The following is a 14819-nucleotide window of genomic DNA, read 5'->3' as shown; positions in this document are numbered from 1 at the left end:
TTTCCTTGGCATTTTCCATATCCATTTTCAGTTCACTGGATTAAATCTGCAGATGTTCTACTTTTTCTCCAATAAAGGCCTGTATCATTGCAGAAAGAGCCATTCTGTTTTTTTCTTCATTTTTTCCAAATACATAACGAAAATTAATATCTTTTTTTAAGTCTATCATTTTAATTCCTCCTGTTATTTATATACGGATTTAAAATGATTTAAAATGTAAAATAACAAAAAATATATAAATTAAAAACAAAAATAATATAAAAAGGTGAAAGTAACTACCAAAAGCTTTTGGAAAAAGAGATGAAGTGCCTCTATATTTATTTGAAAAAAGAGATTTAAATTTATTAGATCAAAATTCTGTATGTGTAGTGTGGAGTCGAAAAGCTTTTAAATGAAATAAAAAAAACTGGTAAAATCTTTAATTAAAAGAAATATAGTAGTAAATGCTGGATTCGCAAAAGGAATCAATAATGCAACTCATACAGCCGCATTAGAAAATGGTGATAAGACATTGCGGTTATTGGAACTCCAATGAATCAAAATTTTCCTAAAGAAAATAGTTTTTTACACCAAGGAATAGAAAAGAAGTGTTAGTTCTTTTTCAATTTTCTTCATGAAATTTAATTCAAATCTGGAATTATTCAACTCGTAATGGTGTGATGAGTGGATTTGTTTTGGCTACTGTTATCATTGAAACAGGGGAAACAGGCTGACTTCGACCTAAAACAAAATAGAGCTGTATTGATACTGTATTTTGAAGTTGAAAATGAAACTGAATGTTTTTTTTTAACCTTCAATACCACTTAAAGTAAGAAAAAGACAAGTTTTAGGAAGTGAAAAAGGATCTTGTAAATTTTTTATGGTATGGATAAATAAAAGATAAAGGACCAGTTATCTGGTCCAAAGTTTTTAATACTTTATGTTAATTTTTACCTATAAAATGTTTCCTATTTATTATGATGCATTTTATGTTGTTCTAGCCAATGACTCTGAAGTTTATTTAATAAAGTTTTTAATTGTTCTTGTTCCTCTAAAGATAAACCTGCTAATATCTTAGATTCATCCACTTTTTTTCTTGCATTTTTTCACTTTTATGTTCAGGTACTTGACCACAGATTGATATTAATTTTACTAATTCATTTTTACTATTTGATTTCATTCTTTTCTCTCTTTCTTTTTGATTCATTTACTCTTTAATTTCCATCTTTATAAAGACCTGAAATAATAACTAAAATAATATAAACAACCAAAGATTATATTAATGTACCTAAACGAAAATCATATAGAATGGTAATCCTATATATCTTATTTAATAATGATTAAAATACTCTTATAACTTCCTCCTTAAAAATAAAATGAGCAACAAAAAACGTAAATCCATAATTGGACTTACGCTCTATGCTGCTCATTACAAAAAATATCTTAACATAAATATGCATGTGAAGAAAGCTTTTTTAATCCTAATAAACATATACGTTCAAATTTATAATATCTTCATACAGGTTTCTATTTTCAGCTCTTTATTAACTGAATAGTTAAATTTTATTACTATATTTTTAAAGAAATGCATTAATGTCTAGTGTATTTAAACATAGAAAAGATTATTTGATTGACTAAACTTGTAAATATGTAAATAATATCAAATCTATATTTATGATTATTTGCATCTAATGGGACTAATTGAAAAAGTTAATATAGCTTATAGAGGATTAGGCATTTAAGTAATGAGAATCTGATTGAAGCTGTCTGGAAAATAGGTACTTGTTTTACGATTTTGGCTGATGTCTAAAAGCGTAGGAATAAGAGAACCAAGAGATAATTAACTATGTAAAGTTGAATTAACATTTTTCTATCCACATTTTTGACAATTATGAAGGAAATAAAAAGGATTCTGAATTAATGACTAATATTTTTGGAAAAAAGAGGGAATTAATTTATCATGGTGGATGTAAGAATTCATAATGATTCAAACCTAAAGGAAAAAATACACAAAATCATTTTTACGACATTGAACTATAGGTGATATAATTTTTTCAACAAATTCGAATGTTTAGCTAGAAAAATATTAGGAGGATTTCTTTATGGATTATAAAATAAATGAAATCGCAAAGATTCTCAATTTATCCAAACAAATGATTCGTTATTATGAGCAATGTGGAGTCATTCAACCAGCCCGTTTAGAAAAGAATAATTATCGTGTTTATAATACTTTGGATTATTTTACGCTTGCCGAAGCCATTGGTTTATCTCAATTCAATGTCAATATAAAAGATATTTATAATGTAAAAGCCATTCAATACAATGATGCCATGAGCAAATGTTATAGAGATTATATTCAAGATATTGACGAAGAACTTCTTTATAAACAAAATATGCGTAAAAGAGCAAAGGAATTGTTGGATCGTATTGATCTTGCAGAATTAAATATTGGTATTACAATGATTAAAAAAATTCCTGCTTATCGTTTATTTCCTCTTGTTCAATCAAAAGATGATCAATATGATAAGATTTCTACACCAGAAGAAGTTCGTCCGATTTTAAATTCTTTGAAAACCCTTCCTTTTGGCGATGGTTTCTTTGAAATTGGAAATGGTATTGATTTATGGAGCATCGGTATTCAAAAAGAGTATTTATCTTGTCTTGATATTCCTGATTGTGATGATATTACTGATATTGAAGAACAATATTGTCTTTGTAAGATTATAAATATGGGAGAAATAGGTGAATTTAAAACGGAAATGATTCAAAAAGAGATAGATCAGCTTATGAGTTTAAATTATATTTTTATTGGTAAACCTAAATGTTTGCTTCTTTGTAGAGGTAGTGTAAATGGCGAATTTCATCGTTTAATGGAAATTCAAATTCCGATTAAACGTTAAAACCATTGTATAGTTTTTCTATATTATTTATTCATTTTTTCACAAGCAATGAGAAATTCATTGTTTTTTTTATGGATTTTTTGATGTTGACTTTACAAAAATGGTATCGCTTACAATGAAGAAAACAAGGAGGTTACTTTAGAATGTTAAATCATGTATTTTCAAAATTAAAGGTTGGAAATTGTATATTTCCTAATCGATTTTTAGTGCCTGCCATGGTTACCAATTACTGTACTGTAGATGGTATGATTACAGACCGTTATATTGCATATATGGCAGAAAAGGCAAAAGGTGGTTATGGTGTATTAATCACGGAAGATTATTGTATCCAAGAACATATGAAAGGATATGCTCGTATTCCTGGTTTATGGAAGGATGATCAAATTGAAGGAAATAAGAAACTAACGGAAACCATTCATTCTTATGGTTCTAAGATTTTTTGCCAGATGTATCACCCAGGTAAACAAGCAACTTTTATGTCTCAAGATGGTGTTCAGCCTGTTGCACCTAGCTCTATCAAAGATCCACTTTGTCAAGCTTTACCTAGAGAGCTAACTGTAGATGAAATCCATCAAATTGTTAAAGACTTTGGTAGTGCAGCAAAACGATGTGAAGAAGCTGGTTTTGATGGTATTGAAATTCATGCCGGTCATGGTTATTTAATTGCTGAATTCTTATCACCTTTTATTAATAAACGTAATGATGAATATGGTGGATGCTTTGAAAATCGTGTTCGTTTCTTAGATGAAATTTATAATGAAATTAGAAAGAACACAAAATCAATTGCGGTTACTGTACGTTTTAGTGCAAATGAATATGTAACAGGTGGTAGAACTGAAGTAGAAAGTTACCAATTAGCAATTCATTTAGATCAACTTGGAATTGATGGTTTAAATATTTCAAATGGAGCTTATGCATCGGATGCGACTCACCAAATTATTGCACCAATGTTTACCAATCATGGTATCAATGTTGATGTAGCTGGTGAAATTAAAAAAATGGTATCTTGTCCTGTCTTTGTAGCCAATCGCATTAATAATCCTTCTATGATTGATGCGATTATTGCCGGTGGGAAAGTGGACGCTGTTTGTGTGGGTCGTGGATCTATTGCCGATCCTGATATGCCAAACAAAGCAAAAGAGGGAAGATTTGATGAAATTAACTATTGTTTAGGATGTCTTCAAGGTTGTGGTAACAGTTTATTTGGACCAAAACAGGAAGTTGACTGTTTAGTTAATCCTAGAGTTGGTCAAGAATATAAAGATTGTTTATGCAAAGTAGAAAATCCTAAAAATGTACTGGTTGCTGGAGCCGGTCCTGCTGGTTTAATGGCTGCACGTACGGCTGCTCAAAAAGGTCATAACGTAACTCTTTATGAAGCAACAAATCATTTAGGTGGTGCATTTAGAGCAGCTGCTTATCCAAGTGGTAAAGGAGATTTAGCAACTCTTGTAGCTTCTTATAGTGCTCAATGTAAAAAACTTGGTGTGGATATCATCCTGAATACACCAGTTACGGAAGACATTTTAAAAGAAGCAAATGCAGATACTGTAATTATTGCTACTGGTTCTAAACCTTTTGCACCAAACATTGAAGGCATTGAAAGAGCAGTCAATGCAGAAGATGTCCTTTATGGCAATACAGAATTACCATTTGGACCTGTTGTAGTATGTGGTGGTGGAGAAGTTGGTGGTGAAACAGCTGAATTCATTGCGACGAATATGATGCTTCCTGTTACGATTCTTGAAATGCAATCTGAGATTTTAAATGAAATGTGTTTCCAAAATAAAGTTCCTCTTTTAGGTTTACTGGCACAAAGACAAGTTCAAGTAATCACAAATGCCAAAGTTTCTAAAGTTTCAGAAAATACTGTAAGTTACATTGCTGCAGATGGTTCTTGTCAAACCATTCCTGCCGTTTCTGTTGTTTGTGCATTTGGATATAAAGCATACAATCCTTTAGAAGAAATAGCTAATAAGTATTGTGATGATGTTAAAGTCATTGGTAGTGCAATCAAGGCAGGTAATGCGATGACAGCGATTCAAGAAGGGTATCAGGCTGCATTAAATATATAATTTTAACATTGATTAAGACATTAGAATCATCTAGTGTCTTTTCTTTTTGGAAAAAAGATGATTGATATCAAAAGATACATAAGTAGAAAAGGCATTCGATCAGATTGAAGATTATAAGCTATAAGATACTGAAACTAAAAAAAGGAATATGAATTTGAATGAAATAATAAACTTTAATTTTCAGGAATTATTGGAAATTAGCTGAAAAGATGGATGCTTCAAAAGCTAAGCCAGGTGCTAATCTTATTGCTCATTAGGTATTAGTGTTTTTATATTTTATTACAAACGATAAATTAAAGAAAAGAGGTCTAGTATCTTTACTAGACCTAAATATTCAGTATAAATTTGATTATAGTATTATTGTTTTTTATACTTGATTCTTCTAAATTAGAATGACATCCATCCACCATCAACTGGTAGAATTGCACCGGAAATAAAACTTGCTTCATCAGTCGCTAAAAACAGCGCTGCACGTGCAATTTCAATTGGATCTCCAGTTGGGTGAGCTGCTAAACCAACAACTTGAGAATATCTCTTATAACCTGTCATATTTGGCATACCCATTGAATTAGCAATTTCTGTCTGGAAACCACCTGCGGCAATTGCGTTACAACGAATGTTTTCTGGTTCATATACAAAGGCTGTATTTGTAGTAAATGCGTTTAATGCAGCTTTACTTGCACAATAAACTGGACCCGCTGCCTGATGCATAGAACCGACTGAAGAAATATTAATGATGCATCCACCATTTCCTTGTTCTAAGAATACCTGGCATGCTTTTCTCATGGCTGCCATTGGACCATAAACGTTTACTGCAAATACTTTTTCATATTTTTCATCCGATGCTTCCGCCATTGGAGCCATATCATCCATAACCCCTGCATTATTAACTAAAATATCTAATTTGCCAAATTGTGCAACAGCTGCTTCAATTGCCCTTTCTATATCTTCTTTTTTCGATACGTCTCCTGCATATGGTAATACAGAACCAGCCTCCTCTTTTAATTCTTCAGCTAAAGCCTCCAATCTTTCCTTTCTTCTTGCGAATGCAACCACTTTTGCTCCTTCTTTTGCGTATAAAGTAACGATTTCTTTACCCATTCCACTTGAAGCACCAGTGACTACAGCTACTTTTCCTTCTAATCTCATGTTAATAATTCCTCCTTGGTTTTCTTTATCATATATTGATAAAAATGTATACACAATATATAATTTTGATGTAATGTTTAAACTTTGAACAAAATATATAAAATGTTCAATATATACGAAAGAAAAGGGATATTATGATTAAACAAACCCCAACAAGTGAACTATTATTTTTATCTTTTTACGAGTTGTGTCATACTATGCCGATTGAGAAAATTACAATTGATGACATCGTAAAAAATTGTGGAATGAAAAGAGGAATTTTCTATTATTACTATAAAGATAAAAATGATTTAATTAATTCAAATATTTATAGAATCATTTATTCTATCCACAAAGAAAACTATGGAATATTAAAATGGGAAGATATCATTGAGTTAAACTGTAAAAGTCTTTTAGACTATCGAGATATGCATGATTATATGATGAATCATTTTGATATGAATTATAAAATAGATACAGATTCATTTTATAAGTATATTTATGAAATTGTAAAAACATATTATGGTACAGTGGATCGTCAAATGGAAAACATTATAACTTTTTATTGTGGAGGATCTGTAGGATTGATCAACCAATGGATTATTAGCGGATATAAACAATCTCCCAAACAATTGGCTCATAATTTAGTAGAAGCTATTCACCCAAAATTATTAAAGGCATTAAATAAGGAATAAGGGTAAGCGTAAAAGAATTTCATGGATTTAATAATGAATGTAGCAGATAGACGAAGAAGAAATAGAACGGGTTAGAAAAGATAGAATGATAAAGTGTTAGATATATGGATCTGACACTTTTTTATAATTTTATTCTTGATATTACTGACACGAATAGTGTCAGTAAATATTAGAAAATGAAATTGTAAATAAGGAGATGAAAAAAATGAAAACGTATTATTTTACTATAACAGGAACAAAATACCATTTTGGTAAAGACTTTATTGAAAAAGATATGAAAGTTTTATTGAAAAAAGAACCAGATAATGAATACGATAAAGAAGCAATCAAAGTATGTTTAAAACCTTTTGGATGCATTGGATATGTTGCCAATAGTCCATGCACGGTAATTGGAGAGGATTGTTTTTCAGCAGGAAGATTATATGATAAAATTCCAGATACAATGGAGGCAACTGTATTATATAAATTGGATCAAGGAATTATATGCAGTGTAGAAGTTGACTAAAATTAAAATGGAATTAAAGGGATCGATAAGATCTCTTTTATAATATTTGACAAACTAACGATTGGTAGGTAACATAAGATTAGGAGATCAACTATGAAAAATACAAAACAGAAAATTTTAAATGTATCATTGGATTTATTTTCAATATATGGATTTGAAGCCACTTCTATGTCTAAAATTGCCAATACCATTGGTATACGTAAAGCTTCTTTATATAGTCATTTTGAAAGTAAACAGGCAATTTTAAATGAAATCATCGATGAAATATTAGAATACTACGATAAAAAATCTAATTTTGTGAATACCGATTGGAATACTGTGGATGTACCGGAAAATGTAGATGAAATTGTAAAGAAAATACAGGAACAAATACAATTTATTCTGCACGATCCTTATATTTCAAAAGCTAGAAAAATGTTAGTAATCGAACAATTTAACAATCCCATACTATCTAAGCTGCAAACCAAACAGAACTATATAGATGTATTGAATTATTTTACTGAATTTATTCAATTATTAATTCAAAAAGATATATTAATTGAAGAAGATGCAACAATTATGGCTTCTCAATTCTGTTTACCAATCACTGTATGGATTAATTTATGTGATCGAGAACCAGAAAGAGAAAATGAAGTCATGGAACAAATTTGTAAACACATAGAACAGTTTTTTAAAGTATATAAGAAAGGATAAAATATGAGTAAATATGATCCTTTATGGAATTTTATTAAAGATAATAAAAAAGAGGATTTTAGTCGGACTTTTGATGAAATAGAACAGATTTTAAACTTTCCAATAAATCATTCTTTTTTAACATATAAAAAAGAATGTTTAGTAACAGGATTTAAAGTCAAAAAGATTTCTATGAAAGAAAAGGAAGTATTTTTTAATAAAGAAATGACATGATGTCATTTTTATTTACATCATAAAAACTACCGAACGATAGTATGTAAATTATTAAAAACAGACACATTTCAATAGAAAAAACATCTATAAGAAATTGAATGTTTTTAAGAAAATAAATATAGAAAAGAGATGATAAATATGACATTGACTTTAAAATTAAGACAACAGAGAGAAAATAAACTGTATTATATATTTTTAATCTTTTTAACAGGATGTCTGTTAGGTTGGATCTATGAAGTGATTTTATGCTGGTGTATAGATGGCTTTTTTCAGAATCGAGGTGTTTTATATGGACCATGGCTTCCTATATATGGATTTGGAACATTAATCATTTATAGTATGAAATCATTTAAAAAACATCCGGCTTTATTATTTCTATTATGTGGATTAAGTGCAGGTATTGTGGAATATATTACAGGATGGATCAGTATTCATGTATTTGGACTTAGATTATGGGATTATTCCAGTATGTTTTTAAATATTGATGGAATTGTATGTTTAGCCAGTGTATTGTGTTTTTCTATATTAGGACTTGTATTTCAATATATTTTAGAACCCGTATTCAATAAAAAATATAAACAAATATCAAAGGATTCTATACATACATTCTGTATCACAATCTTTATTTTATTTTTAATTGATTGTTTATTCAGTGTACTGTTTCGTACACCAATCACTTATTAATATTAAGTAAATTTTAATATAAAAATAGAAAGAAGGATAAAAATGAAAAAAATGTTAATGATTCTTTTAAAAGTAAGTGCTGTATTCGTAAGTGTTTTAGCTGTATTTAAAATTATAAAAATGAAAAGGAATGATAATTATGAATAGATATATTGTGATTGGATGTAGTTTAATTGGTTCCTTTTGTTTTGGATTTGTGAGTGTGTTGAATTATATATATGGAAATTTAGAATCGGCTTGTCTTTTTAATATTTTAATGATCATTCAATTGATATTAGGAATAAATCAGATGTTATGGTTAAAAAGAAAGAAATTATAAGCTGGATTTTATTGGGAATCCTGGTTGGAGTGATAACTCGATTAAGTGATTTCTTTGATTAGGATTGTTTTTAAGTCTTAGTTCCATTTCTACTTTATTTGGATGCTGGATTGTAAGTATTACGATGATTACCATTAAGAGCCATTCTCATAAATAGGCTTTTATTCATACGTTTTTATATATGTTTTCTATGACATGCAGTAATTATGGATTGAAATATGTATTAGGATTTTTATTCCTTTATATGTGATATAGGAAGTATATTATTGTATTTTTATAAAGATCATAGGTGGTATTCAAATATAATATGTGCTATTCCTTCTTCTATATTATTTGAAGAAGGAATTTCCTGTTTCTATCTGTTAATTACACAGCATATATTATTTATTCAGTCAGTTTTTGATTGACTCTTTACTTTTATATTTATTAAATATTTTTATAAATATAGTAAAAAATAAAATCTATTCTGGATGACATTTATTATCTATTTCTTGTTTACATTTTTAAATATTTATTATGTATAGTTAAAAAAAGAAATAAAAAAAATTAAAGGAACAAATTAAGAACAACAATCTGTGAATATGTTGTTCTTTTTATGTTATCCTTTAATCAGGTGATAATATGTTAAATCAGATTGAAATTTTAAAAAAAGGAATTACAGAGATAAGGGCAGATGCGATCGTTAATGCGGCTAATGAATGGTTAAAAGAAGGTTCGGGTGTCTGTGGAGCTATTTTTAAAGCAGCTGGTTCAAAAGAACTGACTAGTGCCTGTTCTAAAATTGGTCATTGTGATACAGGAAAGGCTGTCATAACTCCTGGTTTTCATTCAAAGGCAAAATATATTATTCACACAGTGGGTCCTATTTATAATGGAAAATCTTATCAACAAAGACAATTATATGATTGTTACTACAATTCATTGTCTCTGGCCAATTCTTATCATTGTACTTCCATTGTTTTTCCTTTAATCTCAACGGGTATATATTCTTATCCGGTTAAAGAAGCATGGCAAATTGCAATCAAAGCAATTGAAGCTTTCTTTGAGGATCATAAAGATTTAGAAATGAAAGTGATCTTTGCGGTATTAAGCGATTCTATTTATCAAATTGGTATAAATATAATAAAAAAGGATGAATATCTGTTTTTCTGGCATGAATATGAAGAATATGGATATTTAAGTCAGTGGTATCCTTCTTCTTTTACCATTGAAGGAATTTCTTATTCAAGCTGTGAACAGTATATGATGGCTAAAAAAGCATTACTGTTCCATGATCTGGAATATTATTCTTTAATACTAAAGGAAAAAGATCCATCAAAATGTAAAGCTTATGGAAAACTTGTTCATAATTTTGATTCAGATGTATGGGATTTAAATTGTCATGAAATTGTATACAATGCCAATTATGCTAAATTTACACAGAATATAGATCTGAAAAAATTATTGATTGAAACCAAAGATAAAATACTGGTTGAAGCCAGTCCTTTTGATAATATTTGGGGAATTGGATTGTCAAAAGAAGATTCCAATTGTTTGAATCCATTAAAATGGAAAGGGAAAAATCAATTAGGTAAAATTTTAATGGAAGTACGAAGTAAAATTCAATAAAATTTGATATACTACATATAATTGTTTGGAGGAACTTTATGAGTGAATTATTAGCCCCTGCTGGAAATATGGATGCATTAAAAGCAGCTGTTTCAAATGGATGTGATGCGATCTATTTAGGCATGCAGCGTTTTGGTGCCCGTGCCTATTCTTCTAATTTTGATTTAGAATCTTTAAAAGAAGCTATTTCGTATTGTCATTTACGAAATGTAAAAGTATATGTCACAATGAACACCATTGTATTTCAGGATGAAATACAGGATATGAAAGAACAGGTTAAATTATTAAATGAAACCGGTGTAGATGGAGTTATTGTTCAAGACTTAGCTGTATTTAATGAAATCGTAGATCATTATATGGATTTAGAAGCGCATTGTTCTACGCAGATGGGAATTGATGATTTAGAAGGAACTTTATTCTTTAAAGAATTGGGTGCCAAACGAGTTGTATTATCAAGAGAAGTTCCGATTGAAAAAGTAAAAGAAATTCGAAGAAAATCCAGTGTTCCCATTGAAGTCTTTATTCATGGAGCCTTATGTGTATCTTATTCAGGAAACTGTCTAATGTCTGGATTAATTGGATATCGTTCTGGAAATCGTGGAAGATGTGTTGGTTCCTGTCGTAAATTATACGATTGCATCGATACATCCACAAATACTTCTTTAGGAAAAAGTTATATCTTATCTATGAAAGATTTAAATACAATCAAACACATTGATGATTTAAAAGGGATTGATTCTTTGAAAATTGAAGGAAGAATGAAAGAACCGGAATATGTCAGTAATGTTGTTTCCATCTATCGTAAGGCTTTAGATGGACAAGAAGTAGATATAAACAATTTAAATAAAACGTTTAATCGTACATACACAAAAGGATATATGTTTCATGAAGATAAAAAGAACATTACGAATATTCTTAGACCGAATAATTATGGATATGAAATTGGATATATTTCAAATTATATAAAAGGAAAATATGAAATTACTTTACATTCTCCATTGAATCAGAATGATATCATTCGTATTGATCATAAAAATGAAGATATTAATTTATCTGTTATTAAATTATATGATGAAAAGAATCAGCTTATTAATAAATCCAATGATATCTGTTATATAAAAATTAAAGAAAAATGTTCAATTGGGGATAAAGTTTATAAAACAAAAGATATACAGTATTACAATTCTTTAAAAGAAATAAAAGAATTTAAACGATTTGATCTGGATATTAAAGTGTATGCTTATCCACAATCCAATTTAATTATTGAAGCCAATGGTTTAAATGTACAATATATTTATCAAAGTGAAGAAATCTTAGAAAGTGCTCAAAACAATCCAACTGGACAGGAACAGATTGTTAAACAGTTTTCAAAATTAAAGGAAACGGTATTTCAATTGGGTCATGTAGAATTTGAAGGATATAATGTATTCATTCCTGTTAAATTATTAAATCAGGCTCGTAGAGAAATTGTGAATGGTTTGTATGAATTAAAATTAAAGAGTAAAGATCGAAGAGTCAAAGAAGAAATCAAAAAAGAAAAGATTTCATTTCCAGAAAAGAAACCGTATTTAACAGCCAGTGTAATGAATTCAGATCAGTATGAAGCTTGTAAAGAAGCGGGAATTGAAACCATTTATTATCAGAATGTCATTCGAAGAAATCAGAATGAATATAAAGAAAAAGAAGGAGAATTATTGATTGGTGGATATGGTGGGATTTATAAATATAAAGATACCAATCCATTTATTAGTGATTATTCTTTAAATGTAGTAAATTCTGCAAGTATTTATCAATTGCATGCATTAAAGGCGAAACGTGTTACTTTATCTTATGAAATGAATGAAAAACAGATTAAAGACTGTATTCAGGCATATTATAATGAAAACGATGGTTATCCATCTTTAGAAATGATTGTATATGGTAGAGCTCCTTTAATGTTTACCAATTATTGTCCTTTAAAGAAATTAAATCAATGTGGAAATTGTAAAAAGAAACAATATGAATTAAAAGATGAATATGGATCGTTTCCAATTGTATCTCATGAAGATTGTACAACGACTTTATTAAATGGAAAAATTTTAAATTTACTGGATGAAATGAATCACATTGAACATGTAGAAGCATTCCGTTTAAATTTTACGATTGAATCAAAAGAAGAAACAATAAAGATTCTTCAAATCGCAAAAGAAAAATTAGCGGGATCTAATCGATCTGTTTTTAATCAGAATACCGATACAAGAGGTCATTTTAATAAGGAAATTGCTTAGAAATCTTAAATTTAAACACATATCACTGCAAAGAATGACTTTTAGAAACAGTTATTTTCTATAAAATAAATTTAGAAAGCAGGTGAAATATATGATTTATGATTTTATACATGCTGCTTTGCCATTTATTATTATAGGATTGGTATTAGCTGTATTTTTCGCATTTCGATCAAAATCAAATTCAGAAAACAATTATAGTACAACAGGTATGGCACTGGGAATGTGTTTTGGTTCTTTATTAGGAACATTGGAAATTGTTAATATTGGTATAGGGCTATCTTTAGGAATGTTGATTGGATTGTGTTTTGGTAGTTTGATTGAAAAGAAAAAAGAACATTAGAATATTGACTAATGTTCTTTTTTATTGGAGTATGTTTTAAAACACATTGACGAATATCTATGTGAGTGATAATATACACATAGATAAATATCAATGTGAGGTGATTGGCATGAAAGCAATGGATGTAGCACTTATATGTAAAGCACTTGGAGATGCGAATAGACTTGAGATTGTTCAGATGCTATCGGATGGTGAAAAATGTGGATGTAAACTTTTAGAGAAGTTTGAGATTACGCAGCCAACGTTATCTCATCATATGAAGTTTCTGGTTGAATGCAATCTTGTAAAGGATCGTCGAGAAGGAAAGAGACATTACTATTCTTTAAACTGTGATACATTGAAGGATTATAAGGCGTTTATAGATAGCCTGACTTGTGTGAAGTGTTGTGACAGGAAAGAAAGGGGATGTTCATGATAGGTTCTTTTATTATGGAACAAATACTGGGGATGAAATGGCTGAATCAGTTAATCGCAGTGTTATTAGCAGCAACAGGAATGAACATGGAAGGAAAGATTGGAGGAAGCATTCGATTCTTTCTGTATGATGGAATCAAGATTACGATTCTTTTATGCGTTCTGATATTTATGATTTCCTATATCCAGAGTTATTTTCCTCCGGAAAGAAGTAAAAAGATTATGAGCCGATTTCATGGCATTTGGGCTAACTGTATTGCAGCATTACTTGGGACTGTGACACCCTTTTGTTCCTGTTCTTCGATACCATTGTTTATAGGATTTACCAGTGCTGGACTGCCACTTGGCGTGACATTTTCCTTTCTTATTTCATCACCGATGGTGGATCTGGGAAGTTTAGTGCTTTTGATGAGTATTTTTGGGATTAAAGTGGCGATAGTTTATGTATTGCTTGGTCTTGTAGTTGCGGTTGCTGGTGGAACCCTTATTGAAAAACTTCATCTTGAAAATCAGGTGGAAGAATTTATAAGAAATGCGAAACAAATCGATATTCCACAGGAACAACTAACAGTTAAAGATCGAATAAAATATGCGAAAGAGAAAGTTGCAGAAACATTTAAAAAAGTCTTCCCATATATTCTTATTGGTGTTGGAATTGGAGCCATCATTCATAACTGGATACCAGAAGATATTATAGTGAAATTTCTTGGAATCTCTAATCCATTTGGTGTCATCATTGCCACAATTGCAGGAGTTCCAATATATGCAGATATTTTTGGATGTATTCCGATTGCAGAAGCGTTGCTTTCTAAAGGTGCAAGACTGGGTGTTGTTCTGTCCTTTATGATGGGAGTAACCACACTGTCTCTTCCATCTATGATCATGTTAAAAAAAGCAATCCGACCAAAACTTTTAGGCCTTTTCATAGGAATCTGTACGGTAGGGATCATAATTGTCGGTTATGCTTTTAATGCATTTCAATATTTACTGATTTAACAG

The 14819-nt window shown here is 29.6% G+C and carries 17 protein-coding genes; 14 read left to right on the top strand and 3 right to left on the bottom strand.

The window, feature by feature from the left end:
- Nucleotides 1–40: 40 nt before the first annotated feature.
- Nucleotides 41–169 carry a hypothetical protein gene (locus tag FYJ50_RS10740; protein ID WP_268891882.1) on the bottom strand — a complete coding sequence of 43 codons (129 nt, stop codon included), beginning with the start codon at nucleotides 167–169 and terminating at the stop codon, nucleotides 41–43.
- Nucleotides 170–406: 237 nt separating this feature from the next.
- Here FYJ50_RS10740 and FYJ50_RS10995 point away from each other — a divergent pair, with 237 nt between their 5' ends.
- On the top strand, nucleotides 407–535 hold the full coding sequence (locus FYJ50_RS10995) for a hypothetical protein (RefSeq protein WP_476729689.1): 129 nt from the start codon (nucleotides 407–409) through the stop codon (nucleotides 533–535).
- A gap of 510 nt (nucleotides 536–1045) precedes the next feature.
- On the opposite strand, the gene FYJ50_RS05610 is transcribed toward FYJ50_RS10995, so the two are convergent.
- Entirely contained in the window at nucleotides 1046–1186 is a 141-nt protein-coding gene (locus tag FYJ50_RS05610; protein ID WP_154460106.1) for a hypothetical protein, read from the bottom strand.
- A gap of 895 nt (nucleotides 1187–2081) precedes the next feature.
- Between FYJ50_RS05610 and FYJ50_RS05605 the strand changes: the two genes are divergently transcribed.
- Complete coding sequence (locus FYJ50_RS05605; RefSeq protein WP_154460105.1) at nucleotides 2082–2879, top strand: MerR family transcriptional regulator; 798 nt, start codon at nucleotides 2082–2084, stop codon at nucleotides 2877–2879.
- Between the two features lie 143 nt (nucleotides 2880–3022).
- Nucleotides 3023–4954, top strand: a complete 1932-nt coding sequence (locus FYJ50_RS05600) for an oxidoreductase (protein ID WP_154460104.1) — start codon at nucleotides 3023–3025, stop codon at nucleotides 4952–4954.
- A gap of 387 nt (nucleotides 4955–5341) precedes the next feature.
- On the opposite strand, the gene FYJ50_RS05595 is transcribed toward FYJ50_RS05600, so the two are convergent.
- Nucleotides 5342–6103, bottom strand: a complete 762-nt coding sequence (locus FYJ50_RS05595; RefSeq protein WP_154460103.1) for a glucose 1-dehydrogenase — start codon at nucleotides 6101–6103, stop codon at nucleotides 5342–5344.
- Between the two features lie 134 nt (nucleotides 6104–6237).
- Here FYJ50_RS05595 and FYJ50_RS05590 point away from each other — a divergent pair, with 134 nt between their 5' ends.
- From FYJ50_RS05590 to FYJ50_RS05540, 11 genes are all read left to right on the top strand, one after another.
- Complete coding sequence (locus tag FYJ50_RS05590) at nucleotides 6238–6777, top strand: TetR/AcrR family transcriptional regulator (RefSeq protein ID WP_154460102.1); 540 nt, start codon at nucleotides 6238–6240, stop codon at nucleotides 6775–6777.
- A gap of 205 nt (nucleotides 6778–6982) precedes the next feature.
- Entirely contained in the window at nucleotides 6983–7282 is a 300-nt protein-coding gene (locus tag FYJ50_RS05585) for an HIRAN domain-containing protein (protein WP_154460101.1), read from the top strand.
- Nucleotides 7283–7375: 93 nt separating this feature from the next.
- Complete coding sequence (locus FYJ50_RS05580; protein WP_154460100.1) at nucleotides 7376–7975, top strand: TetR/AcrR family transcriptional regulator; 600 nt, start codon at nucleotides 7376–7378, stop codon at nucleotides 7973–7975.
- Between the two features lie 3 nt (nucleotides 7976–7978).
- Nucleotides 7979–8188 carry a hypothetical protein gene (locus FYJ50_RS05575; protein WP_154460099.1) on the top strand — a complete coding sequence of 70 codons (210 nt, stop codon included), beginning with the start codon at nucleotides 7979–7981 and terminating at the stop codon, nucleotides 8186–8188.
- 129 nt (nucleotides 8189–8317) lie between these two features.
- The gene (locus tag FYJ50_RS05570) at nucleotides 8318–8872 is read left to right on the top strand and encodes a putative ABC transporter permease (protein ID WP_154460098.1); all 555 of its coding nucleotides are present in this window, start codon (nucleotides 8318–8320) and stop codon (nucleotides 8870–8872) included.
- 139 nt (nucleotides 8873–9011) lie between these two features.
- The gene (locus tag FYJ50_RS05565) at nucleotides 9012–9191 is read left to right on the top strand and encodes a hypothetical protein (protein WP_154460097.1); all 180 of its coding nucleotides are present in this window, start codon (nucleotides 9012–9014) and stop codon (nucleotides 9189–9191) included.
- A 621-nt stretch (nucleotides 9192–9812) separates the two neighbouring features.
- Complete coding sequence (locus FYJ50_RS10560; RefSeq protein ID WP_205946443.1) at nucleotides 9813–10799, top strand: NADAR domain-containing protein; 987 nt, start codon at nucleotides 9813–9815, stop codon at nucleotides 10797–10799.
- A gap of 38 nt (nucleotides 10800–10837) precedes the next feature.
- Nucleotides 10838–13066, top strand: coding sequence for a U32 family peptidase (locus FYJ50_RS05555; protein ID WP_154460096.1), 2229 nt, complete (start codon nucleotides 10838–10840; stop codon nucleotides 13064–13066).
- 91 nt (nucleotides 13067–13157) lie between these two features.
- A complete protein-coding gene (locus tag FYJ50_RS05550) occupies nucleotides 13158–13406 on the top strand; it encodes a glycine zipper domain-containing protein (protein WP_154460095.1) in 249 nt (82 codons plus the stop codon).
- Nucleotides 13407–13515: 109 nt separating this feature from the next.
- Nucleotides 13516–13821 (top strand): ArsR/SmtB family transcription factor, encoded by a 306-nt coding sequence (locus tag FYJ50_RS05545; protein ID WP_154460109.1) that lies wholly within the window; start codon nucleotides 13516–13518, stop codon nucleotides 13819–13821.
- Nucleotides 13818–14816 (top strand): permease, encoded by a 999-nt coding sequence (locus FYJ50_RS05540; RefSeq protein ID WP_205946441.1) that lies wholly within the window; start codon nucleotides 13818–13820, stop codon nucleotides 14814–14816. The genes FYJ50_RS05545 and FYJ50_RS05540 overlap by 4 nt, the downstream gene beginning before the upstream one ends.
- The last annotated feature ends 3 nt before the right edge of the window (nucleotides 14817–14819 follow it).

Origin of the sequence: Floccifex porci, assembly GCF_009696175.1 — a bacterium.
In the GTDB taxonomy this organism is placed as follows: Bacteria; Bacillota_I; Bacilli_A; order Erysipelotrichales; family Erysipelotrichaceae; genus Floccifex; species Floccifex porci.
This window is presented reverse-complemented; position numbering and strand designations above follow the sequence as displayed.

Bases quoted from the DNA above. Each gene is read 5' to 3' on its own strand.
- FYJ50_RS10740 (WP_268891882.1), bottom strand. From the start codon at position 169: ATGATAGACTTAAAAAAAGATATTAATTTTCGTTATGTATTTGGAAAA.
- FYJ50_RS05610 (WP_154460106.1), bottom strand. From the start codon at position 1,186: ATGAATCAAAAAGAAAGAGAGAAAAGAATGAAATCAAATAGTAAAAAT.
- FYJ50_RS05605 (WP_154460105.1), top strand. From the start codon at position 2,082: ATGGATTATAAAATAAATGAAATCGCAAAGATTCTCAATTTATCCAAA.
- FYJ50_RS05600 (WP_154460104.1), top strand. From the start codon at position 3,023: ATGTTAAATCATGTATTTTCAAAATTAAAGGTTGGAAATTGTATATTT.
- FYJ50_RS05595 (WP_154460103.1), bottom strand. From the start codon at position 6,103: ATGAGATTAGAAGGAAAAGTAGCTGTAGTCACTGGTGCTTCAAGTGGA.
- FYJ50_RS05590 (WP_154460102.1), top strand. From the start codon at position 6,238: ATGATTAAACAAACCCCAACAAGTGAACTATTATTTTTATCTTTTTAC.
- FYJ50_RS05585 (WP_154460101.1), top strand. From the start codon at position 6,983: ATGAAAACGTATTATTTTACTATAACAGGAACAAAATACCATTTTGGT.
- FYJ50_RS05580 (WP_154460100.1), top strand. From the start codon at position 7,376: ATGAAAAATACAAAACAGAAAATTTTAAATGTATCATTGGATTTATTT.
- FYJ50_RS05575 (WP_154460099.1), top strand. From the start codon at position 7,979: ATGAGTAAATATGATCCTTTATGGAATTTTATTAAAGATAATAAAAAA.
- FYJ50_RS05570 (WP_154460098.1), top strand. From the start codon at position 8,318: ATGATAAATATGACATTGACTTTAAAATTAAGACAACAGAGAGAAAAT.
- FYJ50_RS05565 (WP_154460097.1), top strand. From the start codon at position 9,012: ATGAATAGATATATTGTGATTGGATGTAGTTTAATTGGTTCCTTTTGT.
- FYJ50_RS10560 (WP_205946443.1), top strand. From the start codon at position 9,813: ATGTTAAATCAGATTGAAATTTTAAAAAAAGGAATTACAGAGATAAGG.
- FYJ50_RS05555 (WP_154460096.1), top strand. From the start codon at position 10,838: ATGAGTGAATTATTAGCCCCTGCTGGAAATATGGATGCATTAAAAGCA.
- FYJ50_RS05550 (WP_154460095.1), top strand. From the start codon at position 13,158: ATGATTTATGATTTTATACATGCTGCTTTGCCATTTATTATTATAGGA.
- FYJ50_RS05545 (WP_154460109.1), top strand. From the start codon at position 13,516: ATGAAAGCAATGGATGTAGCACTTATATGTAAAGCACTTGGAGATGCG.
- FYJ50_RS05540 (WP_205946441.1), top strand. From the start codon at position 13,818: ATGATAGGTTCTTTTATTATGGAACAAATACTGGGGATGAAATGGCTG.